Here is a 24,091-nt window from a genome sequence, read left to right as displayed (position 1 = left end):
CTGAAACGTTCCTAAAAAAATCGGCTAAGACGATCAGCCGGCCTTCTTTCGCGTATCGGGAACGGAGTAGCGTTTCATCGGGATGGTGATCCATCCGTTCAGGCTCTTGGTTACCGAGCGGATGGTCTCCTCATCGCCCTCGATCAACAGTGAGGACGCTTTCTGGTCAACGACGGTCGCACCGGCCCGTCCGATCTTCTCGGCGGTCTCATTCGAGGACGGCCCTGTCGGGCTGTTCTTCCTCAATATCACCTGTTGCATAACCATGTCGCTCATGATCATCCTATCCTGGAAGTCCGAAGCCCTCGAAATCCCGGCCAAAACCAAGCGGTGTCGCCGAGCCGAAGAGCTTGTCTCTAAGCGCGGTGCTTTTTTCGGCACCGTTCAAGCCTAATATAGTCGCGTCCTGCCCCAAAAGATAGGCCGCATAGCCAGCCAATGCGGGACTTGCCATCGAGGTTCCACTCATCGCGCCGAATGTCCCTCCAGGCAAGGTCGAGACAACGCCGACACCAGGCCCCGTCAGATCAATTTGCGGTCCAAAATTCGAAAATGCGCCCACGAAAGTATTCTCCCCTCCGTATGGCCTAGCGACATCTCCAGCCTCCGAAGACGCCGCCGGAAACGAATTCGTCCATCCCATTGCCGTAACAGCGATACAGAACGGCAGCGCGGCAGGATAGCTCACCGGCTTTCGGCCGTCATTGCCGGCGGCGGCTATTACCAGGACGCCGCTGTCGAGTGCCGATCCAATTGCCGCTCTGATCGCCTCGTCCTCCTCGCCGCCGCCAAGGCTAAGATTGATGATGTTGCATCCATCCTGAACAGCCCGGTCGATTGCATTCATGATGTCGTAGTTGGTCGCGTCTCCACCGTTATGGGGAAAGACCCGGTAGCTTCTCAGCGTAACGCCGGGCGCGACGCCGGCGAGGTCGATGTCAACCGTCGGTCTGGCACCAACGATCCCTGCCACATGCGTCCCGTGCTCGCCTTCGACAGCGGCCGGCCCCCAGTCGGTGGTCTCGCCAGGATCGTCCTTCGTTTCCTCAAGAACCATGTTTGCCCCTCCCGAAATATTGGGTAAGAGGGCGTGGTTCGGGTCGATGCCGGTATCGACGATGCCAACAACGACCCCGTCACCCGCCGTCGCGGGAAGAACGTCGCGAAACCGCCGTAGGGCAAGAAGCTGGTTTGAAAGATCGATCGTTTCAAGCTGCACGATCGCGCCTGCCGCCAGCGTGAAATTGCGCTCAAAGCGACCCCAGTGGCAGGCGGGGCCATAGACGTAGATGCGCTCAAGCGTTACGCCGGGCGCAATTCGCAATCGGATCTCGCCATTGGCGTCTGTCGAGCCGTCATCTCCGGCCCTGGTACGGAAATTGGTGAATGCTACAACGCGGGCGCCGGAAAGCGGGTTTCCATCGGTATCCTCGACGCGAAGCACGGCACCTTGGCCTGGTTGCGCAACAACCGCGGCCGCCGCTGCTCGCTTCACCTTGTAGATGGCCCGCATCTTTTCATAGGTAACGAGGGGAACGATCTTGAGGGCGGGTTCCTCCAGTCGAAGCTCCAACTCCGTCTCAGGCGTCATCTCGACAAGCTTTGGCCCATCGACGCTGACTGAGTCGACAACTTCGACCTTGCTCATCGCCTCCCGGGTGAGGCCGGCCGTTCCACCTGCGGCGGCAGCAAAGGGTATTGTCAGCCTGAGCGCCGCGGCCTGAGCAAGGACCGGCGACCGAAATCCGTGCGCCGGAAGGACAATATATTTTTTCAGCATAAGCACCTCGGAAGATCCAATTCACACGATCAAAAGCCACGGTGGTGCAACAGATACGACAAATAAGATGCTCTGATAAGTGGCAGTCCCGGACTTCACTTACTGCCCGCCAACGAGGCCACCCAAGCCTGCGCAAGTCGGTACTTCCGGCTGAACTGGCGCACCCAGAGCTCCGATTGTTTAAGATATAGCGAGGGCTCACCTGGCGTTCTGATCCGGTTGGCCGACTGCGTTCTCGACGTTCGCGAAGTGTTGACGAACTGCACCAGATAATCGAACGTGAGGCAATATCTCGCCCCCGCGGTTCAGATACTCGTGTCCCTTCGTTGGTTTGGAAGAGACCAGGAATAAATGGCCGAAGTAAACTGAGGGCACAGCGCGTTTGCCTCCGCAGAAATAGCTCCTCGATCGAGTGCGCTTTGAACGGACCTGAACTCACGACCCCAATAATGCATGCCCCCACGAAGAAGCGGGATAATGCAACATCGGCCGCGTTGTCGAAGGTTACTTCAGATACCATCCCCAGGGCTCGTCGCTGACGAGACGGGTGATCTGCTTGGTCTCCAGATAGTTATCGAGGCCCCAGCGACCGAGCTCGCGGCCGATGCCGGACTGCTTGTAGCCGCCCCAGGGTGCTTCGGTGAAGGTCGGCTGCGAGCAGTTGATCCAGACGATGCCGGCACGCAAGGCCGCGGCGACGCGTTCGCAGCGTTCGTCGTCGGCCGACATGACGGCGGCGGCAAGGCCGAAGCGGGAATCGTTGGCAAGGCGGATAGCCTCCTCCTCCGTCTCGAAGGGGCGGATGCAGACGACCGGGCCGAAGATTTCTTCCACCCAGGCGTCGCTGTCGAGCGCCATTTCGGTGAGGATGGTCGGGGCCACCCAGAAGCCCTTGTCGAAGCCCTCATATTTGCCGCCGCAAGCGACGGTCGCACCCTGCTCGACGGCGCGGTCGATGTGGCGAAGCACGTCTTCGTACTGGCCCTTGTTGACGAGCGGGCCGAGCAGCGTGCCCTCGTCGAGGCCGTTGCCCATCCTGATCTTCCCGGCCTCTTCGACCAGCCGCGCCAGCAGCTTCGGATAGAGCGGTGCCTCCACAAGCACCCGCGACGTGGCCGAGCACACTTGACCCTGGTTCCAGAAGATGCCGAACATGATCCATTCGACCGCCTTGTCGATGTCGCTGTCGGCAAAGACCATGAAGGGCGACTTGCCGCCGAGTTCAAGGCTGATGCGTTTAATGTCCTTCGCACCTTCAGCCATGATCCGCGAGCCGACCGGGCCTGAGCCAGTAAAGGCGATCTTGTCGACTTGAGGATGCTCGACCAGCGCCTGTCCGACGACCGAGCCCTTGCCGGAGAGGATGTTCAACACGCCGTTGGGAAGACCCGCGGCTTCGGCAATCGCGCCAAGCTCCAGCGCCGTCAGCGAGGTGGTCTCGGCGGGCTTCAGGATCATGGTGCAGCCGGCCGCCAAGGCCGGAGCCACCTTCCACGAGGCCATGAGAAGCGGATAGTTCCAGGGAACGATGGCAACGGCGACACCGAGCGGCTCGCGCACCACCTTGGAGACGAAGCGCGCATCGGCAAGCTTTACCTCTTCCACCTCGCCGTCCAGTTCCTCGGCCTGGTCCGCGTAGAAATCGAAGCAACCGGCCGCGTCGGCAATATCCCACTCCGATTCCGGGAGCGGCTTGCCGTTGTCGCGGGTTTCCATGCGCGCCAGTTCCGGCAGGCGGTCACGGATCCCCTGCGCCATGGAGCGGAGGTATTTCGCGCGCTCCTTGCCCGAAAGTCGCGGCCAGGGGCCGTTGTCGAAGGCTTCGCGTGCCGCTTCCACCGCCGCATCGGCCTCCGCGGCGCCAGCCTCGGCGATGTGGTGGAAAACCTTCTCGGTCGCCGGATCGATCACCGGAAGCATGGCTCCGTCCGTCGGGGCGACCCATTGGCCGTCGATGAAAAGCTTGTTCTGCATGGTGTCCTCACATGGATGTTTCTAGAGGCAGTCGAGCCCGGTGGGAGCGAATGCCCAAATGACAGCGCTCCCAACCGTGCAGCCGCGTATAGGGGTAATTTTCAGTTGCCGCGCGATGGAATCTTGCTTTCGAAATAGCGGAATGCCGCTACTAGAATGGCGGTCATAACGAGATAGATGAGTGCCAGCAGAAGCAGCGGCTCATAGGTGATGTAGGTTTCCTGCCGTACTTTGGAGATGACGGCATAGAGATCGATCACGGTGATCGTTGCGACCAGCGGCGTCGCCTTCAATTGCAGCACCGTCTCGCCGTTCAGCGTCGGCAGCGCCCGGTGCACGGCGCGCGGCAGCCAGATGCGACGGAAGACGGTGAAGCGGCTCATGCCATAGGCGCGCGCAGCCTCGAGCTCGCCCGACGGCACGCCGGCAAAGGCGCCGCGCATCACCTCGCCCTCATAGGCGGCAAAGGACAGCGTCAGTGCCGCCACGCCATAGGGCCAGGCCTCGCGAAGATAGGGCCAGAGGAAGGAACTTCGGATTTCGGGGAACTGCGGGAAGAGCGAGCCGAGACCGTAATAGAGCAGCCACAGTTGGAGTAGCAACGGCGTGCCGCGGATGATGGTGCAGAAAACACGCGCCAGCACTTTGAACGGCCAAGGCCCCGCCACCTGCACAAGCCCGATCGGGACGGCGAGGACAAATCCGAGGATCGCCGTGCTGAACAGCATCAGCAGCGTCACCCCGACGCCATGGACAAGGCGGCCGGAATATTTCGGCACCCAGTCCCAACGCATGAACCAGATGATGCAGAAGACGAGCAGCGCCGCGATCACTACAAGCACAATGCGATGCGGCTTGAACACGCTTGCTTTCGTCGGTAACCCAGTCAGAGGAAGGGCTGAAATTGTTGGGTCGCTCATTAGGCGCTCCTCGCCATTCCGCGCCGGCAATGGCGCTCGATGATGCTGATCAGCACATTGGAGACCAGCGTAATCGTCAGATAGAGCGCGCCGGCCGCGCAGAAGAAGAGCAGATAGGACTTGGTGCTGCCGGCCGCCTGGCGGGTGACTAGCGTTAGTTCGCTGAAGCCGACGACGGCGAGCAGCGCCGTGTCCTTGGTGGCAATCAGCCAGAGATTGGAGAGGCCTGGAATGGCATGCGGCAGCATTGCCGGCAGCGTGATGCGGCGCATCACCTGAAACGGAGACATGCCATAGGCGCGCGCCGCTTCCATCTGTCCCGCAGGCACCGCGTTGATCGCGCCGCGCAGCACTTCCGTCGAATAGGCGCCCTGCACGACGCCGATGACGAAAATGCCGGCCGCAAGGCCGCTGATATCGACCGGGCCAAAGCCGACAAGCGCCGAAAGCTGGTTCAGCACATCCGTGCCGGCATAATAGAGAATGAGGATCAGCACGAGCTCGGGCACCGCGCGCACCAGCGTGGTGTAGACCTCGAGCAGGTCCTTGGTGACGGGGCCGCCGTAAAGCTTGCCCATGGCGCCGCCGGTCCCGAGGATCAGGCCGAGAGCATAACCACCGACGGCGATCTGGATGGAATTCCACAACCCCGCCAGCATCGCCCCGCCCCAGCCGGGCGGGTCAAACGCAAGCAGGCTCAAGTCAATTAGCTGTCCGGCATCCATCATGGAGTCTCGTGTCTGTTCGAGGAGAACTGCCGGCGACGCGAGCCGCCGGCATCAGCGGGAACTTGGGATCAGCCGCCGTAGATGTCGAAGTCGAAGTACTTCTTCGAGAACGTGTCGTAGGTGCCGTTCGCTCGGATCGCCTTGATGGCGGCGTTGATCTTTTCCTTCAATTCCGTCTCGCCCTTGCGCAGACCCACGCCTTTTCCGAAACCTAGAATTTCCGGCTCGTCCTTCACGGTGCCTTTGAGGTCGCAGCAAGCAGCCCCCTGTTCCGACTTCAGAAAATCCTTGATTGCGAGGAAGTCGGTCTGCACCGCATCGATACGGCCGGAAACAAGATCGTTGTTGTGTTCATCCTGCGTCGGGTATCCCTTGACCGTCGCGCCGGCCTCGCCGAAATACTTGTTTGCGTAGGCCTGATGGCGGGTTGCGACCTGAACACCAATCACTTTCCCCTTAAGGGTCTCCGGTGTTGATCCGAATTGTTCTCCCTTCAGGCCAACGATTGCACTCGGTGAATTGTAGTACTTGTCGGAGAAGTCGATCGTCTGCAGGCGCTCAGCGGTGATCGACATGGAACCGATGATCATGTCGATCTTGTTGGCCGTGAGCGCCGGGATGATACCATCCCAGGCGACTGGTGTGATAACGCAGTCGAGCTTCGCTTCGGCGCAGATCGCCTTCATGAAGTCGACTTCCCAGCCTTCCCAATTGCCGGAAGCGTCCGGCGAGGCAAACGGGGGATAAGGTTCGGCGGCGAAACCGACGCGAATTGGCTGGGCTGCAGCCCCTTGGCACGCGGCAACGCCGATCACGGCACACAGGGTTATCGCCTTTAGGATGTCTTTCATGGTCTTCCCCTTTTTGGTTTTATGGCTCGATATCTGCCCCAAATGAGACCGGACGGCAGTTGGCCTAGCGTCCCACGACACCTGTACCGCGTCGGAATATGCCTTCCAGCAGCACTTTGACGGAGCAGCTTGTCACTCTCCGTAGAGGTCGAAGTCGAAATACTTCTTCGAGAAGGTGTCGTAGGTGCCATTCGCGCGGATCGCCCCAATGGCAGCGTTGACCTTATCCTTCAGAGCCGTGTCGCCCTTGCGCAGGCCGACACCGACGCCCTGCCCGAGAATCGCCGGATCGGCCTTCACGGTGCCCTTTAGCTCGCAGCAAGCGCCCTGCTCAGTCTTGACATGTTCGCTGAGCGGGATGGAATCGGCTTGCACCGCATCGACGCGGCCCGCCGCGAGGTCGTTGATGGCCTCGTCCTGCGTCTGGTATTCCTTGATCGTTGCGCCGGCGGGAGCGAAATACTTGTCGGCGTAAGCCTGATGAATACTGGCTGCCTGTACGCCAAGTGTCTTGCCGGCCAGGCCCTCTGGCGTCGGCTCGAACTTCACGTCTTTCGGTCCGATAATGGCCGGAAGCGTGTTGTAGTATTTGTCGGAGAAGTCGATGGTCTGTTGGCGCGCAGCTGTGATCGACATCGATGCGACAATCATGTCGATCTTGTTAGAGGTTAGCGCGGGGATCAAACCATCATAAGCAAGTGCAGTGATCACGCAGTCGAGCTTGGCTTCCGCGCACATTGCCTTCATGAAATCCACTTCCCAGCCTTCCCAGTTGCCGGAAGCGTCCGGCGAGGCGAAGGGCGGATAGGGCTCGGCGGCAAAGCCGACGCGGACCTGCTCCGCCGCGGCACCCGAGATGGCCGAAAGGCCAAGCGCGGCTGCCAGGGCGATTGTCTTCAAGATACTCTTCATGATCTTCCCTCTGTTGGCTTTTGGTTTTCAGTGGATGGAGCTGATGAACTTCTTCAGCCGCTCCGATTTCGGCGCTCCGAAAATCTCGTCCGGTGGGCCCTGTTCCTCGATGACGCCGTTCGCCAGGAAGACGACGTGGCTCGCCACGTTGCGCGCAAATTTCATCTCGTGCGTGACGAGGATCATGGTGCGCTTCTCCTTGGCGAGGTCGCCGATGACGGAGAGCACCTCGCCCACCAGTTCCGGATCAAGCGCGGAGGTCGGTTCGTCGAAGAGCATGACATGGGGCTGGATGGCGAGGGCGCGGGCAATGGCCGCGCGCTGCTGCTGGCCACCGGAGAGGAAGGCGGGATAGGCATCGCGCTTGTCATGCAGCCCGACGCGGCGCAGCAGCGTCTCGGCCCGGTCGATCGCCTCGTCCTTCTTGATGCCGAGCACATGCACCGGCGCCTCGATGACGTTTTCGAGGATCGTCATGTGCTGCCAGAGATTGAAGCTCTGGAATACCATGCCGAGGCGGGAGCGCAGGCGCTGCACCTGCTTGCGGTCCGATGGCATCATGCCGCCATGGCCGTCTTTCTTCATGGCGATCGTCTCGCCATGGATCGTGACCGAGCCGGCGCTCGGCAATTCAAGCATGTTGATGCATCGAAGAAAGGTCGACTTGCCCGAGCCCGATCCGCCGATGATGGCGATGACGTCGCCTTCATGCGCGGTCAGCGATACGCCCTTGAGAACCTCGAGTGATTGAAACCGCTTTTTAAGGGAGTTGATCTCAATCGCTACGTTATGACTGTTCATTTCGAATCCATCGCAAATCTAAGTCAACAGAGATCCCCGCGCAGCCTTGCACTGCCCGTTTCCCATCGGCTCTTCAGGTTAATGCGGTGAGGTCGACTTTGGCTTTCTGCGAAGCAATCTGTACCGATGCAACGCAGGCCTCCTCCAGCCATCCGTCCCGATGGCAGGAGTTTTCCTGAATCCTACATTGAAGTAAATCACATTGTTTCGCGTTTAACTTCGAAAATTCTCAATGCGACTTTCGCTTGGCGGCGGCCGCAGACCAATCAGCACATCAAGGAAAGCGTCAATGAGCGGCGTGCCGATGGACTGGCGGCGATAGGCTATTTTTTGCATGGACTCAAAACTATGGCTTTGAGTCAGGATTGGACGTAACTCGCCCTTGGTTACCCATGGGTCCGCAAAATGCCTCGGGAGGAAGCCGATAAACTGTCCGGACAGGATGAGCATTAGTTGCGCCTCCATGGCCTCGATCGAAGCGCCGGCACGAGAATGCCCCACCAGGTAAAGATCATCGAAGTGCCGATACCGTCGAACGGAGAACCTCGCCGACTCAATTTCTTTTCGATCGATCCTGTGATCCGGCATCGTAAACAGGCGATGTCCTTTGCCGCAGTACACATGATGAGGCTCGCCATAAAAGTCGATATACTCGACTCCAGGCGCGCGCTGCGAGAAAGGCCCGATGACGATGTCACGCTCTCCATCCGCCACACGCTGCTCGAGATCCGACGGCGTTCCAAGGATCATATCGATAAAGACATCAGAGCCAGGCTGGAGGAAAATTTCTACCGCTCGGCTGATCGAAAGATGAGGGCTGGTAAAAACTCCGTCGGAGGTACCCAAGCGCAATCTGCCAGCAAGATTCCCGTTAGCGGAATGAACCCTTTGCGTGAAATCGTCCATGTCCCGGAAGAGCTTCTTGGCTGCCTCATAAGTGACGTTGCCAAGTTCGGTCAGTTTGAATTGCTGGCGACCACGGTAGCAAAGTTGCCCTCCAACACGCTTTTCCAGTTCGGCTAGGTGCGTGCTTAGAGTCGACTGCGAAAGATTGAGAGCGATTTGCGCCTCTGCAAAACCGCGCGCGTCCGCCAAAGTCGTAAAGACCCGAAGGAGCCGGATGTCGATATTGTCCAAACGCCGCATGGAACCTCTCACATTACCAAAATTCGAAATAAAATACGAAATTATCCTATTTACTTCAATGTAACAATTGGCGACCATTCGCCGTGCTCGAGCAAAAACACTGTTACGGATCAACATTGATGAACCTGCGAGATTTTCTGGCTGACCTTACTTCTATCCGGCAGCGGCTCCACGCCATGCCAGAAATCGGTCTTGCCGAATTGGAAACGTCAAACTTGATTGCAGAATGCTTGTCCGGTTGGGGCTTGGAGGTTCATCGCGGTTTTGCCAAAACCGGGCTTGTTGGTCGGCTACAACGCGGGGACAGTCGCAGAGCCATAGGCTTCCGCGCCGACTTCGATGCTCTGCCAATCGCCGAGGAAACGGGGCTGCCTTACTCCAGCAAAAACCCTGGCATGATGCATGCGTGCGGCCATGACGGCCATACCGCGATGCTCCTAGGAGCAGCCTGGATGCTGTCACAAAGGTCGGATCTGGATGGCAGTGTGAATTTCGTATTCCAGCCGGCTGAAGAGAACTACGGTGGTGGAAAGCTCATGATCGAGGACGGTCTCTTCGAGGCGTTCCCTTGCGACCGCATTTATGCCGTCCACAACCTTCCCGGTCTCTCCGTCGGTACGTTCGCGACACGGAGCGGTCCAATCACCGCTTCAGTCGACGTCGTAAAGGTCGTCGTGCATGGTAAGGGTGGACACGGCGCGCTGCCGGCGAAGACGACAGATCCGGTCGTCGCCGGCGCAAGTATCGTTATGGCGCTACAAACAATCCTTTCGCGAAACATTGACGCACATGATGCTGCTGTGATCACTGTCGGAGCTTTCCATGCGGGCGGTTCCAGCACGATCATCCCAGACACCGCCGTCCTTGAGATCAGTATGCGCGCGCTTTCGCCGAGCACCCGTAGGGAGTTGCGCGAACGGGTCGAGAGCATCGCCTCTATGCAGGCTGCAGCGTTTGGCGCGACAACGACCTTTGAATGGGATCTCGGATACCCAGTAACTATCAATGAAAAGGAAGCAACTTCCCTCGCAGAAAAGGTCGTGGTCGATCGCTTTGGCAGCGAGCGGCTACTGAAGCTCGACACGCCGCAGATGTTTAGCGAGGATTTCTCCTTCATGCTCGAGAAGGTGCCGGGCGCCTATTTTCTTATCGGCAACGGCGACAGCGCGCCGCTGCATTCCTCCTCCTTCGATTTCAACGATGAGCTGCTCGAGCCCGGCGCCCTGTTTTTCCACGACCTTGCGATCGCCCACCTTCAGGCTCAACCGTGAACTGCTTTCACGGTCAACCCTCGACAGGTCTAAGCCCGATTCAGGTGTTCCAGCGCGTCCCCATGTAGGTAGGAATCTCCGGCCGCAACAACGCCGCCCCGCCACTTTAATGTCAGCGGATTTCCGCTCCAATCCGTCACAATGCCGCCTGCGCCCTCGATGATCGCTGTGGACGCGAACAGATCATAAGCGTCGAACCCAGCGTCAACGGCAATGTCGGTGCGGCCTCGTGCAAGGCAAGCAGTTTCATTTTGTTCCCCTTTTCTAGTTATCGATTGTTGTTTCCGATGCTGCGGCTACCTTGCCGCGGCAACCTGCGCGGCAATGACGCAAAGAAGCTCGAAGAGAATCGTCGCCCCTGCGATCGCCGTAATGCCGCCGATGTCAAAAGGAGGAGCAACCTCCACAACATCTGCCCCGACGATGCGCACGCCTTGAAGCAGGCGAACCAGTTCCTGGGCCTCCCGGGTGCTGAAGCCCCCGATCTCCGGCGTGCCGGTTCCCGGCGCCATGGAGGGGTCGATGCTGTCGATATCGAATGTGACATAGGTGGCGGCGTCACCAACTATGGCGCGTGCTTCCTCCATGACGTCGACTGCACCACGACGCACGAATTCCTCCATGTAAATGATGCGTATGCCCTGGTTTTTGGCCCAGTCGTGCTCGCCCGGATCGTAGACGGACCCGCGAATGCCGATCTGCACGGTCCGCTTAGGATCAAGAAGCCCTTCTTCGATGGCACGACGAAACGGCGTGCCATGGGTATACCGATTGTTGCCGAAATATTGATCGTTGGTGTCGGAATGGGCGTCGAAGTGGATCAACCCGATCGGTCCGGTAGTCGCAATCGCACGAAGCACCGGCAAGGTCGTCAAGTGGTCACCGCCGACCGAAAGAGGGATCGCACCTTCCTTCACGACCGCTGCTATACCGGCCTGAATGCGCTGCAAGCCATCCAGGAGATCGATTGGGTTCACCGACACGTCGCCAATATCAGCGACGTTGGCGACGGAAAACGGCTCGATTCCTGAGACATGGTGAGCACGGCGCATGAGGCTCGAATAATTTCGGACCTCGCGCGGTCCATGGCGCGCACCGGCTCTATTCGTTGTGCCGCCGTCCCAGGGAATTCCGATCAGCGCGATATCCAGACCTGCCGCCGATGGAACCGCTGGCAGACGCATGAATGTCGAGTGCCCCGCAAACCTCGGGACTTCGGCCGCATCGACGGGCTGGAAGAAATTGGTGTTCGTTGCGGTCATTCAGAATTCCTCAGCGATCATGTTTTCAAGGTTGGTCGTGATATCGGCGACAAGCCATTCGCCCTTCTCGATCGACGAGCCTTCGGTTAAGGAAAGCACGCCGGACGCGGGCACACCGCCTGCCGGCTTCGGATTTCGGTCGTATGGCTTGAAGTGTGCAGGTCCGTCATTCCGCGCCGCGGTCAGATCGACGAGCTCGGGCCGCAATGCCATCATCAGCGACGTTTCGATGACGCTTGCATGCTCGAGTTCGATTCCGGGGAAGCCATCTGGGAATATCCGCGCAATCGTTTCCGGGGCGACCAGCTCCCAGAGATCGGCGCGAAGGACGACGAAATCCTCAACGCGGCGTCCAATGCTGTCCAGGGCCAGTTCGATACCCTCGACCGCCGGCCAGATATTCTCGTAATGGCCATTGAGCACCACGATCTTTCGGCAACCTTGGCGATAAAGCTCGCACAGGATGTCGCGAACGATCATCGAGAAAGTATGCGCTGACAGGTTAATGGTGCCAGGAAAGCGCGGGCCGCCGCCCGTACGTGGCTGAGACCGGTTACCATATGCTACTGTCGGAAGAACGAGGCCGTTTGTTCGACGAGCAACTCGTTCGCAGATCTGCGTCGGGATGACCACATCGACATTCAGGCTCATGTGGTGGCCGTGCTGCTCAGTCGAGCCCAACGGCAGAAACACCGGCGCCCCGGCCTTCACTCTCTCCTCGACCTGCGGCCAGGCCAACTCCGCCCAGAGTACAGTGTCTCTCATGCTCGCTCTCCCCGCTTTCACCCTGCTTGGGACAACCGAACCTTTTCAAGCGGCTCTCTTACGTGAGTGTGGGGACAGGGTGAGAGGAACCAGCATTAGAGTAAATAAAATTATTTGGGGCGCGGCATCCATTTCTGTCAATGTACAAATTGGCAACGGCAAATGCCTCGTTGACGGCAGACGTTCGGCTCATGGAAGGTCAGCCGAAAACATTCCGGCGCTGGATGAATGGAAGCCAAGCGGCGACGTCGCCGTTCAACATTGATAATTTTCGATTTAACGGTCAAAACATACTTATATACATCGATGTCGAATTGTCGAAGTATCTTCTGACGGCATAATCGTGTCGAAACGATCAGGTTTGAGGGGGTAACGGGTGGCATATTTTCCGATCGACAAGATTCGCGCAGAATTTCCGGCACTGGCGGGGCCGAAGCCGCCGATTTATCTGGATAACCCTGCAGGAACTCTCGTTCCTCGGATGGTCATCGATGCCGTAGCCAATGCGATGGCGACGGCAAGCAACAATCTTGGCGGCTACTTCGCGGCGTCCGCTCGCGCCGTGGATATTGTTGAAAAGGCGCATGACTCGGCGGCTCAGTTCGTTGGCGCCACCTCGCCGGCTGAAATGATCGTCGGGCCAAGCATGACCAACCTGACCCTCCACATGTCGCGTTCCATCGGTCTCCTTTTTAATCCCGGCGACGAGATCATCGTCACCAGGATGGATCACGAGGGCGACGTAGCACCCTGGCTCCTGATGGCACGGGATCGAGGCTTGGTCGTGAAGTGGTTGCCTTTCAACCGCGAGACCTGGCGCTTGGAGCCCGAAGATCTACGAGGCCTTCTGACGGAGAGGACGCGCCTCGTGGCCCTGAACTACGCCAGCAATCTGACCGGCTCCATTAATGACATTGCCGCACTCACAGCGGTGGCCAAGTCTGTCGATGCGCTCGTCTACGTCGACGCGGTCCAGTACGTGCCCCACCATCTCCCTGATGTCGTGAAGCTCGGCTGCGATTTCCTCGCCTGCTCATCCTACAAATTTTTCGGACCGCATCTCGCCGTTCTCTGGGGACGGAAGGCGCTTCTCGAGCGCATGGAGGCATACAAGTGCCGATGTGCTTCTGACGCTCTGCCGGACAAATACGAGACGGGCACGCCCCAGACGGAACTTCAGGCGGGATTGAGCGCGGCAGCCGATTACGCGGCATCGCTCGGTGCAGGCGGCAACACTCTGCGCGAACGCATGCTTGCGGGCTATCATGCGTTCAACATCTATGAGGATGACCTGACCCGGCAGCTTATCACCGGCCTTCAGTCGATGAAGGGCATCACCATCCATGGAATAACGAACCTGAACGAGCTTGCGCATCGCGTTCCTACGGTCTCGTTCACACATGCGGCGATCCAGACGCACGACTTTGCGCAAGGCCTGGCGAACCAAGATATCTGCGTTTGGTCTGGGCACAACTACGCCATCGAGCTTGTCCGACAACTGGGTCTCGATGAAGACCTGGGGGTCGTACGTATCGGCATCGCGCACTACAACACCGCCGAGGAAATCGATCGCGCGCTTAACGCCATAGACTCGATCATCCAGAAACGGCTTCGGACGATCTGACCGAGGCACCGCGGGAGGCATGACGTGAATCCGTCGTTTGAGGACAAGACAGTTATCATCACCGGTGCCAGTCGAGGCATCGGGCTGGGCGTAGCCAAGGGCTTTGCGCGTCAAGGGGCGCGGGTTCACATCATCGCCGATGACGAGAATGTCTATGACGCCGCAGAAGAAATCGGCGCTCAGGGATACAGGGCCGACATCGCAAACGAGGTTGAAGTCAGGAACGCACTGTCGCGGACCGCTCATATCGATGTCCTCGTGAACAATGCCGGATACGAACGCATGACGCCCCTCACGGCGGAAGGCGCGCAGAACGACACGCTATTTCGCCGGATCATCGATATCAATGTCGTCGGCACGCGCATCGTGACCCGGCAGGCCGTCCGCCTCATGCGGACAGGCGGCGCCATCGTCAATACGGCTTCGATTTGGGGGCGCGTTGCTGAAGCGCAATTCGACGCCTACGTCGCCTCCAAGCACGCTATCATTGGCCTGACCAAGACGTGGGCAAAGGAGCTCGGACCTCTCGGCATACGAGTCAACGCGGTCTGCCCGGGCTGGGTGCGGACCGAGTCCTCGATGCGCTCGCTGGGGCTGATGGCGGCATCAAAGGGCGCCGACGAGCAAGAACTTCTCGAAGGCATCGTCGCGGGGCAGGCGCTGCCGGGGCTCATGATGCCCGACGATATGCAGGACGCCTATCTGTTCCTCGCATCTGACCGGGCCGGGAACATCACCGGGCAATCGTTGGGTGTCGATCGGGGAGAGGTACCGTGGTGAACTCGCTGGCCGGTAAAAGAGCTCTCATCACCGGCGCGGCAAGTGGGATCGGCAAAGCCGCCGCTCTGGCGCTACACTCGGCGGGCGCGAACGTCATCGGCCTTGATTTGACGACGCACGGCGACGCTTTCGAAATTCTGCACTGCGATCTCAGCGTTGAGGAGAGCGTGGCCGCCGCGATGCGGCAAGCCGCCGCCAGATTGGGCGGCCTCGATATCCTTGTCAACAATGCGGGCGTCATGGAGGAGGCTCCGCTGGGCGCGATCTCCGCTGCGCACGTAGACAGGATGTTTGCGGTCAACGTAAGGGGCGCGATCTTCACGGCGCGAGAGGCCCTTCCCCATCTGCCTGACGGCGGAAGAATCGTTAACGTCGTGTCGGAACTGGCCTATATCGGCCGCGCCAATGCATCGGTATATTGCGCTACGAAGGCTGCACTTCTGGCGCTTACCCGCTCATGGGCGCGCGAACTTGCGCCGCGCATCCTCGTCAATGCTGTTGCGCCCGGCCCGACCGACACACCATTGCTTGGTTTCGAAACCATGGATCGCCGCATGCGCGAGATGGAAACAGCAAACCCCCTTGGACGTATCGGTCGACCGGAGGAGGTCGCAGCCGCGATAGTGTTCCTAGCGGGACCGAGTGCGTCGCTGTTCGTGGGTCAGTGCATTGGCCCGAACTGCGGCGCTGTCATGTTCTGATGCATCGCCAGCGATTGCTGCGGGGCACAATCCTCGGGTCGGTCTATCATCTGGTGGTGCGTTTCTAGCGATGGGAGTGCGATTTGAAGCATTACACGCCAACAGCGCGTTCTCGCGTTTGGGCGGTAATCTCGATCAAACGGAGGAAACCATGGACGAAAGCGGATTGCAAAATTTCCTCAAGAGATTGAGGTCCGGCAAAGCCAACTATATGGGCTGGTCCGGATTGAGTGACCCGATGCTCGTGGGCTACATCGCGCGCGCGGGATACGATGCGGTACTGCTTGATCAACAGCATGGGTTCCATGATACGGCGTCGTGCATCTCGTGTATTTCGGAAGCCGCGCTGACTGGTACCCCTGCAATCGTCCGTGTGAGCGTGAATGATTTCGCGCAGGCGGCACGAATGCTGGATTGCGGCGCGGTGGGCGTCGTCGCTCCGATGATCAATTCGGCAGCCGACGCGAGGCGGTTCGTGTCGCACGTCAAATATCCTCCACTTGGACAACGTAGCTTTGGCCCTGGCCGGGCTATGCAATTGTCTAATGCACCCGATGACCAAGTATTCGTTAAGTCTGCCAACGGGAATACGTTGGCGATCGCCATGTGCGAGACACGCGAGGCTCTCGATGTCCTCGATGAAATCCTGAATGTTCCCGGACTCGACGGCGTCCTGGTCGGTCCTGCTGACCTCTCTCTCGCGTTGTGCGGCGGAATTATGGATCCAAACCGAAGCGCAGTGCGGAACGCCACTCTCGATGTTGCCCGCCGCTCCCGCGCGAAGGGAAAGATCGCATGTGCGTTCGCGGGAACCGTTGAACGCTCGCGCGAGCTCGTGCGCGACGGCTTTCAGCTTGTGTCTGTGGAGTACGACGAAAAAGTGATCGCCGACGCGTTCGCGAAAGTCCTGAATGAAGCCAAGCAGGTCTGACTTCGAACCTCCGCCAAGCGCATTGGAATCGGATGAAAACACGATGTCCGCAGCGCTCCACACGCCTGAGCTGAGTCCGTGGTCTGCGGATTTTCTAAGTTCGCAACATTATCAAAAAGCGCTTCAACTTTTGCGTTGTGAAAAGGCCTTCCGTCAAACCAGTGTTACTTGAACCTTTTTCATCAGTTGCTTACACCAGATTTTGTCGTATTGCTTGATCCCACGTGGAAACTCCATATCGAGGGTGGATTCGGCGCACTCCCGTGCTTGAACCATGATGCTGCCCTTGGTCTGATTCAATCAAGTCGAAACGCGCAGTAAGGGTGTCGACAGAGACGCCGACGGGCATTTCGCCAATTCTAAGAAACGAAAAGAGCGGCCAATCGGCCGCTCCTCCCACATTTCGGTAACGTCGAACCGGCTCCAGCCCTGCTCGGCATAAGCGGCACGGCGCTCGGTCAGGTTAACCCATTTGAACGGTCGAGGTGTGTTTCGGCGTGTTGTTTAGTCCCCCCATCAGCGCCGAGGGCTCACGCCAGTCCCACCGGAGAAACGAGAAATTCAGCGGCATGTGACTCTATCCCTTCCGGGGTCATTCCACCGTGGCCGAAAGGGGTCAAACTTCAACGCTTGTTCACATCAACGCATTCGTATCGGCATCTCTGGTTACAGAGCTTCCATCGCCTGCCTGATAAGCGACAAATCTTGTGCGGATAACTTTGCCCTGTCTATCACGATCTCGATTGCCCTGGCTGCGGTCGCAGTTGCACTTTGCAGGCGCAATTCTCTGACCGTCCAGATTCCCTTCTGTGACAATCCCTTAATAACAACGCGATTCTTCTTGATAATGAAGCCTATGTGCTTCGCCGGATCGTCGAAGTAGGGGTGTACAATCCAAAACTTGCACTTTGAATAATCGGCGGCACGGACCTTTATCGTATCCAGCGCCTCCTTGACTTGGAAGCCATTGCAATATTCGCAACTCAGAATGATGTTCTTCGCTTCGAACGTCCAGTCTGGATAAATATCCTTGGGTGCAACGTGGTCTCGGTGAGCAGATCGCCGCCCGCGGTGTCCGACTCTGGCTTCACACCAAACGCATTTCCCTCTCTGGATCCGCATACCGTGATCCTTCACTGCTTTTTTGAAAGCTTTGATACTATTTGTCTGCCGACCCCACGCCTCTTTGCGAACATTGACCGAAATGTGGTCGAGAGCCGTTTGGACTGCGGGATCGATACTTGCACAGGCACTAAGCTTCAGCATTGTTGTTCTCACCGAGGTAAGCTTCGATCGAGCGCAGAATCTCGGCAAGCGCTGGATTGTCCGGGGCGGCGATCGGAACTAGCCGCCGATAAATACGTCCAAGCTCTGCGAGATTTCTACGGCGCGTACCTGAAATCATCTCGAGAGCGATGGTCAGATCATGCTCGACATAACTGTTGCCTGACGTTCCAATGCCGAAAACCCTGTAAAGGATGTTGTCGGGCGACCGCCCGAAAACATCCCCATCATAGGCCTCGAATGCCCGATCTGATGGGCCGCCGGCAACGGTCAGCGAACCTACTGGTTGTTGCAGATCGGATACGAGAAAATGGGAATGCGTTGCAATCACGACATGTGTAGCAGGATACGCCGCCAGCGTTTGCAGAAGGGATGGAACATATTGTATTTGCCAGGCGGGATGCAGGCTGACCTCTGGCTCATCAATAAAAACCGCTGACGTCTCGGCGAGATTGGCAACGATGCCCGTAACCGTGCTCAGGATGTGTTGTTCACCGGAACTGAGATCACCGAACGTAAACAAGCGTCCCTGTTTGTGGAAACAAAGCCGCGCCCCGCCGAACAGCCTTAGTCGCCGGCCAATCTCAAGGGCCTTTACAAAATAATCAAGGTCGCCACCGATTGCCGGAAACGATGGCAGTATCTCAAAACGAAAAGTTGTACCGCGAGAACTGGGCACATGATGGGAATAGTCGCGAAGGCTTCGTATCAATGACCAAACAATTTCCAGATCATCGATGACGGCTTGACGGTTCTCCTCCATCATCCCGGCAACAGGACTGTTTCGTCTCGACAGATATTGAACTGCCTTCGCTACAAACTCTTGGAAGCTCCTCATGAGGGCTAGAGATCTGGGCTCAACGGTTATTTCGCCGTATATTGGAAGCTCAAGGTTCAGATACGGGAACCAATGCTCGCTAAGACGACTTGTCGTCCCCTCGCGAATTGCAGTGAGGAAGCTGAAGAACGTACTGGTTTCGATGGCACCGGTAGACGTCATGTTCGTCGACTGACGAAGACCGAGGTATTGATAGAACCCATCTTCATCGCGGCCGGCAAATCGGAACCGGTCCATCGGCAGGTGGGCAATCGCCAAAACCTTATCGGGCAGCACCACTTCGCTGGCCGGGACTTCACGTCCATCCCTCGACACCGCTAGGGTACGTTCGTGCCGTTCAACCGACCATACCGAACCGTCAAGCCAATAGGAAAGCCTCATGTCAAAGCGGCCCGTGGTAACTCCCTTCGTCAAATCGCCGTCTTGTCTCGGAAGCGACAGTTGCGAGCTGCGTATGCGTAGTGATGGAAGAGCATCGTCGCGACCGTCCACGATAGCCTTGATGTTGCAAAGTTCGTCCGCGATCGCAGCAAGAACTCGGCTTTTCCCTGAGCCATTGGTACCGATTATGATCGACGCCTTGGCGCCGTGCTCGAAATGCTCATTGACGAATAAGGGGACATGGGCCGATTTGGTCTCAAACGAAATCATATGGAAGCCACGCTTCATCGATCGCATCCCGACATTGCTTCTCAAGATATGCCACTCCATCCATGCTACATCGACCCCGTACCGATTAGCCGGATGACGACCAGCCTGCGCGTCTGACTCGCCCTTTCGGTACCAGCGCCGGCATTTACCTAAAGGCGATTAGCCGTTGTCGATTGGAAATCGATGTGAGCTTTTGCAGGTCTTCGTCGTCTGCGGCTCGCGACGGAGTAGGCCTCACATTTCCGAAGTACTTTCTGTCTAGCCCACCGTAGGTGAGTCCATCTGACAACTTCGTGAGGCGCATCTGAAACATCTTAGCACCCACGACAAGCTCGATCGGGTTGTTGCCGTGATTGAATAGCTCGATCGAAAAGCAGCCGCGAAACCCGGGCTGAACCATTGTGCTGATCGAGATGCCGAGACGGGTGTAGCTGCTACGGGTCAGGACATCGGCGTAGCAATCGCTGGGCAACGCGATGTACTCCAACGTTGTCGTCAGCACGACCTGGTCGGGGTAAAGAATAAACCGTTCACCGAGTTCTCGCCGCGTAGGCTGAAAATAGGTGGAGATGGGCCTGAAACGCTCATCGTCGCGCGCAACCCCAATGTAGGGTCGCCTCGTGACAATCGAGACTAGAAAATCATATCCAAGCCTCAAGTCGACAGTCATCTCCCCGATCTGCTTCTGATCAAGCAAGGGTTCTATCCCGAGCCGAAGGCTGTCTGTGCGGGAGAGACGCTCTATTATCTCATTCCTGATCACTGAGGCACCTCATTCCAAAGACTACGGATCGAAGCGTTACGGATCGATTTCTCAGTGAGGTCATTCACAATCCGGACAACGTCGAGTTGGTTCGCGTCGGCAGCCCATTGTGGCCCATCGCCCGACTTCACCTTTCCCAGGTAAGACCAGCCGGCCGCCATCATGCCATGCAGCTCTGGTGTGTCCGCGACCGTATACGGTCGAATGTCGTCAAACGCGATCTCGATCGCCGGCACGGCGTAGCGCTGCTCCAAGCGAGGAAGGCCAAGCTTCTGCAACGCTCCCTGGTACATCGACAATTCGTCGAAATCCTCGCCGGCAAGAAATGATCTGATCACCTCGATCCTCGTCGCCGTCGCAGGATGTGTGTTGCTGTGATCGGCGTGGGGATTGATAGCGTGGATACTGTCGACAATAGCAGAGCCGACGTAGCACGCGGCAAAGAGATCCGCGAAATGCTCACGACGATGGTTCTGGAGAACTTCCTGCACACCGTCAGAGACCCCGTGTACAGGATCTGTAAGAAACGTCACATCGGTGACATTCCGCGCCAAATCCACAAAATGCCCAAGTTCGTGATAAAGAGCCGCGCAAAACAAAGGCATGTGCTTGTAGATGCGCGGCACGCCGATGAAGATCAGCTTTTCCTGCGGCAACTGCCCAGTATATCTGTCCATCGTCTTAGCAACGAAGTCCCAAGGATCGCCGGGTTTGAGGTGGAAGTCTTTTTTATCGGTAAGCGCCGTTGTGACAAGACACGGGTCGGTCAGCCAGTCGGATATCGCATGACGCATGCAATACTCGATTTCGTAGGGCGCTTCCTTTGTCGTCGAGCCCTGCAGGTAACGATGACACGTCCAGACTTTGTCGGCAAAGGAGCGCAGGATTTCATCATCGTATGGCGGCGAGCTGGTGAGCGCATGCTTGATCACGTCGATCAATGCGAAGGCGTGCTTCTCGATCGCCCGATTAAAGTAAGGGGTCTTTGAAAGGTGCGCCAAGCTCTCAGCAAGAAGCGCAAGGTCAGTACGCGGATGCAAGTCTCGGCTCCAGGTTTCGGAGCACCTCGTGAGCAACGGTTTGACTGACATCTCCTATGGAGTTGACACCCGCCAAGGCATCGCGCAGCCCTTCATAGACGCGCATGTCGTTCGCAAGCTGCACGGCCTGCGGCGTCACGTCCGGAGAGATCGCGCTAGGATCATCAGAAAGTATTCTCGCTTGGTGCAAAACATCATCGAAATGGAGCGAGAGGGGATGCGGAAGCTCGCGGTTTCCTCGATCAATCAGTACCAATGCCAGCCGAAACAGCTCAAGGCGTCTGTTGTTTTCCGATGGCATGGCTGCAAGCATAACGTCCCCCCAACTCGCGCCGAATCAAGTGAGAGTAACCCGGCTAGGTTGAGTGTGGAACATCAACTACTAATTTTCTGGAAAAATTCCCCCACTATCTTTGCACCACTCGACGCGACCCCCGCGCATCCAGAAGTGGCAGCGGCATCCGTCCATTCTGTGAACAGAGGGATGGATACTCGGCCGCCCCAGCCAATCTCTGCCGATCGACCAGCGTGGCCGACGATCGTGATTGAGCGACAACAGCAGCGGCGTTCCGCAGCCAGACGGGCACTGAAACGTGACCCATTTCGGCCGTTGCGGCGGCCCAACGACAACGGCCCTACCTTTTGGCAACTCCTCCGGCGCAGGCATATCAAGGCTGTGAGATACTAAGAAATCCGGCTTCTCGATCAGCCCGAGCCACGTGAGCAGTCTTGCGATCGCGTGTCGCACCATTAGCCAGCCCTCCCGAGAAAGGGCTGGACGTCACCGGCACCATGAGCACGGTCAGAGCCACAGATACGGCAGGGCTCTTTCTTGGCGCCCGGATGAAAATCCTCCAACAGGTGGAACTTTCGCACCCGATTGGCTACGTCGCCCTCGGCCCCACGGAATCGGTTGACACGCTGGATCAGCTCTTCCACTGCCATCGTCGCAACAGAGGTCGTGAAGGAGATCACGGCCGGCGAAGGATTGCCCTCGCCGCGGACATAGGCCTCGGCCTTTCGGCGCTCGAACTCCTCCGGGTCCGTCCGGCGCAACGCCTCCTCAGCCGCAACACCGGCATTGACGATGCGCCGGCAGACAAGGCAGCTGTTCCCCGGCTCAACCACGGTGACTCTGCCGTCAGCCTCAAGACACGAGATGCCGTGCCGTTCGGCCACCCGCAGCGAGAGCCCGACGTCAATGACGGGAATGAGGTAGTAGTATGCCAGCCTGTTGAGTAGCAGCCGGCCGTCATGATCGTCCGTACATCCGAAGATCAAGTCCATGGACTTCAATGCGTCTCGGCATTCGGCCGAGCCGATCCAGCTGTCAAACGTCATGACCTGCGTTCCGAGGCCCATACGCTCGATCTCGCGCTTTGCGACTTCGACCTTCTTCACGCCCTCCTCGGCGTCCTGCCAAGTCGCACCGTAGAGACGATTGAGATTCGAATGCTCAACGCGGTCGGGATCGAATACTGTGATGTGCTTCACCCCCATACGCGGCAACTGCTGCAGCATCGGGCTTCCAGTCCCCCCTGCCCCGACAACGCCGACCCGCAAATGGCCGATCTGTGTTGTGAAGCCGGCGCCAAGCGCCAGTTCCTGGCGAACGAGCGCAGGCGCGTGGCCGCGCTCCGGCTCTGCAAAGAATGTCGTCGTCCAGTTGCCCCCGATCGTCCGGGCGTAGCTCAGATCCGTGACTGTCGCCGGGGTCAACCACACACGGCCCCCAACGAGCCTCCCCCGGACGAACAGCAAGCTCGGCATCACGGCTTCATCACCATTACGATTCCGCGCCAACCGAACCAACTCTGCTTCATTCCGGTCATCCTGACCCGAGAAGTTCGAAGGCCCGCCCGGATGGGAATGGGCGATACCAAGCTGAAGTCCCTCACGGTCGGCGCGTGCGAGCAATTCGACGAACCGTTTCGTACTCCAGGAAATATGCTGATGATCGGCGGACGTGATTTCTTCGTCGAGGACCGGCAGGACCTCCTTGACCAGCAGCCTGAGGCGAGGCTCGTGGTCAAACGGGTCCTTTCCGATGCGCGAGGTGCCGAACAGGACATATGCGGCATGCTCCAGCCCGTCCGAGCGACAGAGTGTCTCCCCGAGCAAGGCGACGTGGTGGTTCGTAATTGTCAGATCCGACGCCATCATGCTGCGATCTCCAAGGCGCGTTCGATGCGACGAAGCATCGTCCAGATGCCGTCCACACCGGGGCGCCAGGCATCATTGTGGCGAGACCAGCGCTGCCACGACTTGCCGCCGAAGGCGTGCGGCTGATCGGCCGCATTGGGATAACGCTGGCTTGCGGCAAGCCTGACCCAGGGCATGAGATAGAACATGTCCGGGGCGCAGTCGGGATACGCCGGCGGGAGCAGGATCAGGATATCGGCGGACCCCGCATCGAAGCGCGACGGCGGCAAACTCCAGCCCTTAAGTACGATCGCCTTGGAGCCACCTTCGATCACCTCGTCGAAGGCGATACCCTGATTGACGAGATACTCGCGATCCTCGGGCGGGAGCACTACTGCTCCCGCGCCTTCGGTGGTGGTGTCGATACCGGTAAAGAAGCGCTCGGTTCCGTCACCCTGCAGATCGACCTTCTCCTTGTTGCCGATCAGACGGTCGTCGCCGACGCGCTGAGCCAGCCAGACACCATACGAGCCGGGATCGACGCCGGCGAGGCGCTTCAGGTGAAGACCGGTGATGAAGGGGAGACCCCATTCAAACTTGCGGCCGTCGAGAACGAAGCGAAACGAACGATCGCTCTTGAAGGTGATGAACTGCTTACGACCGGCGCGGCGGAGATCGACGCTTTCATCCGGGCGGATTTCTTCCAGCTGGCCGTCTTCGAGTTCTTGGAACAGGAGATGCTCGTCCGTCGGGAAGATCTTTGCCTTATTCAGGATCTGCTCGCCACTAACGATGGGGTCATTGAAGTTGAAGGGGTTGCCATCGATCTTGACGCCGAAGGTAAGACGGCGCTCGAGAACATTGTCAGTCATTGGGAGGACCTTATGTTGCAGACAAGGCGACCATCGCCTCGTCTGCATCCATAAA

24 protein-coding genes are annotated in these 24,091 nt (G+C 58.3%); 5 read left to right on the top strand and 19 right to left on the bottom strand.

The genetic code is table 11. The features are described 5' to 3' along the window. Positions 1–33: 33 nt before the first annotated feature. From RHEC894_RS22885 to RHEC894_RS22845, 9 genes are all read right to left on the bottom strand, one after another. Complete coding sequence (locus RHEC894_RS22885; protein WP_125460989.1) at positions 34–276, bottom strand: hypothetical protein; 243 nt, start codon at positions 274–276, stop codon at positions 34–36. 7 nt (positions 277–283) lie between these two features. Then, positions 284–1,648 (bottom strand): S8 family serine peptidase, encoded by a 1,365-nt coding sequence (locus RHEC894_RS22880; RefSeq protein ID WP_164517711.1) that lies wholly within the window; start codon positions 1,646–1,648, stop codon positions 284–286. A gap of 636 nt (positions 1,649–2,284) precedes the next feature. Next, complete coding sequence (locus tag RHEC894_RS22875; RefSeq protein ID WP_085739304.1) at positions 2,285–3,754, bottom strand: aldehyde dehydrogenase family protein; 1,470 nt, start codon at positions 3,752–3,754, stop codon at positions 2,285–2,287. Between the two features lie 101 nt (positions 3,755–3,855). Next, positions 3,856–4,674 (bottom strand): ABC transporter permease subunit, encoded by an 819-nt coding sequence (locus RHEC894_RS22870; protein ID WP_085739303.1) that lies wholly within the window; start codon positions 4,672–4,674, stop codon positions 3,856–3,858. Continuing rightward, on the bottom strand, positions 4,674–5,399 hold the full coding sequence (locus tag RHEC894_RS22865; protein WP_085739302.1) for an ABC transporter permease: 726 nt from the start codon (positions 5,397–5,399) through the stop codon (positions 4,674–4,676). The genes RHEC894_RS22870 and RHEC894_RS22865 overlap by 1 nt, the downstream gene beginning before the upstream one ends. 71 nt (positions 5,400–5,470) lie before the next feature. Then, positions 5,471–6,253 carry a transporter substrate-binding domain-containing protein gene (locus RHEC894_RS22860; RefSeq protein WP_085739301.1) on the bottom strand — a complete coding sequence of 261 codons (783 nt, stop codon included), beginning with the start codon at positions 6,251–6,253 and terminating at the stop codon, positions 5,471–5,473. A 132-nt stretch (positions 6,254–6,385) separates the two neighbouring features. Continuing rightward, complete coding sequence (locus RHEC894_RS22855; protein WP_010067398.1) at positions 6,386–7,165, bottom strand: transporter substrate-binding domain-containing protein; 780 nt, start codon at positions 7,163–7,165, stop codon at positions 6,386–6,388. Between the two features lie 27 nt (positions 7,166–7,192). Beyond that, on the bottom strand, positions 7,193–7,966 hold the full coding sequence (locus RHEC894_RS22850; protein ID WP_085739300.1) for an ATP-binding cassette domain-containing protein: 774 nt from the start codon (positions 7,964–7,966) through the stop codon (positions 7,193–7,195). A 213-nt stretch (positions 7,967–8,179) separates the two neighbouring features. Further along, positions 8,180–9,112 (bottom strand): LysR family transcriptional regulator, encoded by a 933-nt coding sequence (locus RHEC894_RS22845; RefSeq protein WP_085739299.1) that lies wholly within the window; start codon positions 9,110–9,112, stop codon positions 8,180–8,182. A gap of 119 nt (positions 9,113–9,231) precedes the next feature. Between RHEC894_RS22845 and RHEC894_RS22840 the strand changes: the two genes are divergently transcribed. Further along, complete coding sequence (locus RHEC894_RS22840) at positions 9,232–10,383, top strand: amidohydrolase (RefSeq protein WP_085739298.1); 1,152 nt, start codon at positions 9,232–9,234, stop codon at positions 10,381–10,383. A 296-nt stretch (positions 10,384–10,679) separates the two neighbouring features. On the opposite strand, the gene speB is transcribed toward RHEC894_RS22840, so the two are convergent. Then, the gene (speB, locus tag RHEC894_RS22830; RefSeq protein WP_085739295.1) at positions 10,680–11,645 is read right to left on the bottom strand and encodes an agmatinase; all 966 of its coding nucleotides are present in this window, start codon (positions 11,643–11,645) and stop codon (positions 10,680–10,682) included. Beyond that, positions 11,646–12,410, bottom strand: coding sequence for a creatininase (locus tag RHEC894_RS22825; protein ID WP_085739294.1), 765 nt, complete (start codon positions 12,408–12,410; stop codon positions 11,646–11,648). Positions 12,411–12,786: 376 nt separating this feature from the next. Here RHEC894_RS22825 and RHEC894_RS22820 point away from each other — a divergent pair, with 376 nt between their 5' ends. From RHEC894_RS22820 to RHEC894_RS22805, 4 genes are all read left to right on the top strand, one after another. Next, a complete protein-coding gene (locus tag RHEC894_RS22820; protein WP_085739293.1) occupies positions 12,787–14,034 on the top strand; it encodes a cysteine desulfurase-like protein in 1,248 nt (415 codons plus the stop codon). 24 nt (positions 14,035–14,058) lie between these two features. Next, on the top strand, positions 14,059–14,814 hold the full coding sequence (locus RHEC894_RS22815) for an SDR family oxidoreductase (protein WP_085739292.1): 756 nt from the start codon (positions 14,059–14,061) through the stop codon (positions 14,812–14,814). After that, positions 14,808–15,515 carry an SDR family oxidoreductase gene (locus tag RHEC894_RS22810; RefSeq protein WP_085739290.1) on the top strand — a complete coding sequence of 236 codons (708 nt, stop codon included), beginning with the start codon at positions 14,808–14,810 and terminating at the stop codon, positions 15,513–15,515. Before RHEC894_RS22815 ends, RHEC894_RS22810 begins: the two co-directional genes overlap by 7 nt. Before the next feature lie 151 nt (positions 15,516–15,666). Continuing rightward, on the top strand, positions 15,667–16,446 hold the full coding sequence (locus RHEC894_RS22805; RefSeq protein ID WP_085739289.1) for an aldolase/citrate lyase family protein: 780 nt from the start codon (positions 15,667–15,669) through the stop codon (positions 16,444–16,446). 666 nt (positions 16,447–17,112) lie between these two features. Here the strand turns inward: RHEC894_RS22805 and RHEC894_RS22800 are convergent. The 8 genes from RHEC894_RS22800 to RHEC894_RS22765 all read right to left on the bottom strand — a co-directional run bounded on the left by RHEC894_RS22800 (position 17,113) and on the right by RHEC894_RS22765 (position 24,036). Further along, positions 17,113–17,712 carry a hypothetical protein gene (locus tag RHEC894_RS22800; protein ID WP_010069350.1) on the bottom strand — a complete coding sequence of 200 codons (600 nt, stop codon included), beginning with the start codon at positions 17,710–17,712 and terminating at the stop codon, positions 17,113–17,115. Next, entirely contained in the window at positions 17,699–19,237 is a 1,539-nt protein-coding gene (locus RHEC894_RS22795) for an AAA family ATPase (RefSeq protein WP_164517710.1), read from the bottom strand. Before RHEC894_RS22795 ends, RHEC894_RS22800 begins: the two co-directional genes overlap by 14 nt. A gap of 127 nt (positions 19,238–19,364) precedes the next feature. Beyond that, a complete protein-coding gene (gene dcd / locus RHEC894_RS22790) occupies positions 19,365–19,982 on the bottom strand; it encodes a dCTP deaminase (RefSeq protein ID WP_010066133.1) in 618 nt (205 codons plus the stop codon). Beyond that, positions 19,979–21,022, bottom strand: a complete 1,044-nt coding sequence (locus tag RHEC894_RS22785) for a hypothetical protein (protein WP_085739287.1) — start codon at positions 21,020–21,022, stop codon at positions 19,979–19,981. The genes dcd and RHEC894_RS22785 overlap by 4 nt, the downstream gene beginning before the upstream one ends. Beyond that, positions 21,006–21,335, bottom strand: a complete 330-nt coding sequence (locus RHEC894_RS22780; protein ID WP_085739286.1) for a hypothetical protein — start codon at positions 21,333–21,335, stop codon at positions 21,006–21,008. Before RHEC894_RS22780 ends, RHEC894_RS22785 begins: the two co-directional genes overlap by 17 nt. A gap of 69 nt (positions 21,336–21,404) precedes the next feature. Then, positions 21,405–21,689, bottom strand: coding sequence for a DUF6527 family protein (locus RHEC894_RS33460; protein WP_245339545.1), 285 nt, complete (start codon positions 21,687–21,689; stop codon positions 21,405–21,407). A gap of 83 nt (positions 21,690–21,772) precedes the next feature. Continuing rightward, a complete protein-coding gene (locus RHEC894_RS22770; RefSeq protein WP_085739284.1) occupies positions 21,773–23,185 on the bottom strand; it encodes a ThiF family adenylyltransferase in 1,413 nt (470 codons plus the stop codon). Continuing rightward, a complete protein-coding gene (locus RHEC894_RS22765) occupies positions 23,182–24,036 on the bottom strand; it encodes a multiubiquitin domain-containing protein (protein ID WP_085739282.1) in 855 nt (284 codons plus the stop codon). The genes RHEC894_RS22770 and RHEC894_RS22765 overlap by 4 nt, the downstream gene beginning before the upstream one ends. Positions 24,037–24,091 lie beyond the last annotated feature (55 nt).

The organism is Rhizobium sp. CIAT894 (assembly GCF_000172795.2).
Classification (GTDB): Bacteria; Pseudomonadota; Alphaproteobacteria; order Rhizobiales; family Rhizobiaceae; genus Rhizobium.
This window is presented reverse-complemented; position numbering and strand designations above follow the sequence as displayed.

What these genes read in the sequence shown, in the direction of transcription:
- RHEC894_RS22885 (WP_125460989.1), bottom strand. Translation starts at nt 276, where the DNA reads ATGAGCGACATGGTTATGCAACAGGTGATATTGAGGAAGAACAGCCCG.
- RHEC894_RS22880 (WP_164517711.1), bottom strand. Translation starts at nt 1,648, where the DNA reads ATGAGCAAGGTCGAAGTTGTCGACTCAGTCAGCGTCGATGGGCCAAAG.
- RHEC894_RS22875 (WP_085739304.1), bottom strand. Translation starts at nt 3,754, where the DNA reads ATGCAGAACAAGCTTTTCATCGACGGCCAATGGGTCGCCCCGACGGAC.
- RHEC894_RS22870 (WP_085739303.1), bottom strand. Translation starts at nt 4,674, where the DNA reads ATGAGCGACCCAACAATTTCAGCCCTTCCTCTGACTGGGTTACCGACG.
- RHEC894_RS22865 (WP_085739302.1), bottom strand. Translation starts at nt 5,399, where the DNA reads ATGGATGCCGGACAGCTAATTGACTTGAGCCTGCTTGCGTTTGACCCG.
- RHEC894_RS22860 (WP_085739301.1), bottom strand. Translation starts at nt 6,253, where the DNA reads ATGAAAGACATCCTAAAGGCGATAACCCTGTGTGCCGTGATCGGCGTT.
- RHEC894_RS22855 (WP_010067398.1), bottom strand. Translation starts at nt 7,165, where the DNA reads ATGAAGAGTATCTTGAAGACAATCGCCCTGGCAGCCGCGCTTGGCCTT.
- RHEC894_RS22850 (WP_085739300.1), bottom strand. Translation starts at nt 7,966, where the DNA reads ATGAACAGTCATAACGTAGCGATTGAGATCAACTCCCTTAAAAAGCGG.
- RHEC894_RS22845 (WP_085739299.1), bottom strand. Translation starts at nt 9,112, where the DNA reads ATGCGGCGTTTGGACAATATCGACATCCGGCTCCTTCGGGTCTTTACG.
- RHEC894_RS22840 (WP_085739298.1), top strand. Translation starts at nt 9,232, where the DNA reads ATGAACCTGCGAGATTTTCTGGCTGACCTTACTTCTATCCGGCAGCGG.
- speB (WP_085739295.1), bottom strand. Translation starts at nt 11,645, where the DNA reads ATGACCGCAACGAACACCAATTTCTTCCAGCCCGTCGATGCGGCCGAA.
- RHEC894_RS22825 (WP_085739294.1), bottom strand. Translation starts at nt 12,410, where the DNA reads ATGAGAGACACTGTACTCTGGGCGGAGTTGGCCTGGCCGCAGGTCGAG.
- RHEC894_RS22805 (WP_085739289.1), top strand. Translation starts at nt 15,667, where the DNA reads ATGGACGAAAGCGGATTGCAAAATTTCCTCAAGAGATTGAGGTCCGGC.
- RHEC894_RS22800 (WP_010069350.1), bottom strand. Translation starts at nt 17,712, where the DNA reads ATGCTGAAGCTTAGTGCCTGTGCAAGTATCGATCCCGCAGTCCAAACG.
- RHEC894_RS22795 (WP_164517710.1), bottom strand. Translation starts at nt 19,237, where the DNA reads ATGAAGCGTGGCTTCCATATGATTTCGTTTGAGACCAAATCGGCCCAT.
- RHEC894_RS22780 (WP_085739286.1), bottom strand. Translation starts at nt 21,335, where the DNA reads ATGCTTGCAGCCATGCCATCGGAAAACAACAGACGCCTTGAGCTGTTT.
- RHEC894_RS33460 (WP_245339545.1), bottom strand. Translation starts at nt 21,689, where the DNA reads ATGCCTGCGCCGGAGGAGTTGCCAAAAGGTAGGGCCGTTGTCGTTGGG.
- RHEC894_RS22770 (WP_085739284.1), bottom strand. Translation starts at nt 23,185, where the DNA reads ATGATGGCGTCGGATCTGACAATTACGAACCACCACGTCGCCTTGCTC.
- RHEC894_RS22765 (WP_085739282.1), bottom strand. Translation starts at nt 24,036, where the DNA reads ATGACTGACAATGTTCTCGAGCGCCGTCTTACCTTCGGCGTCAAGATC.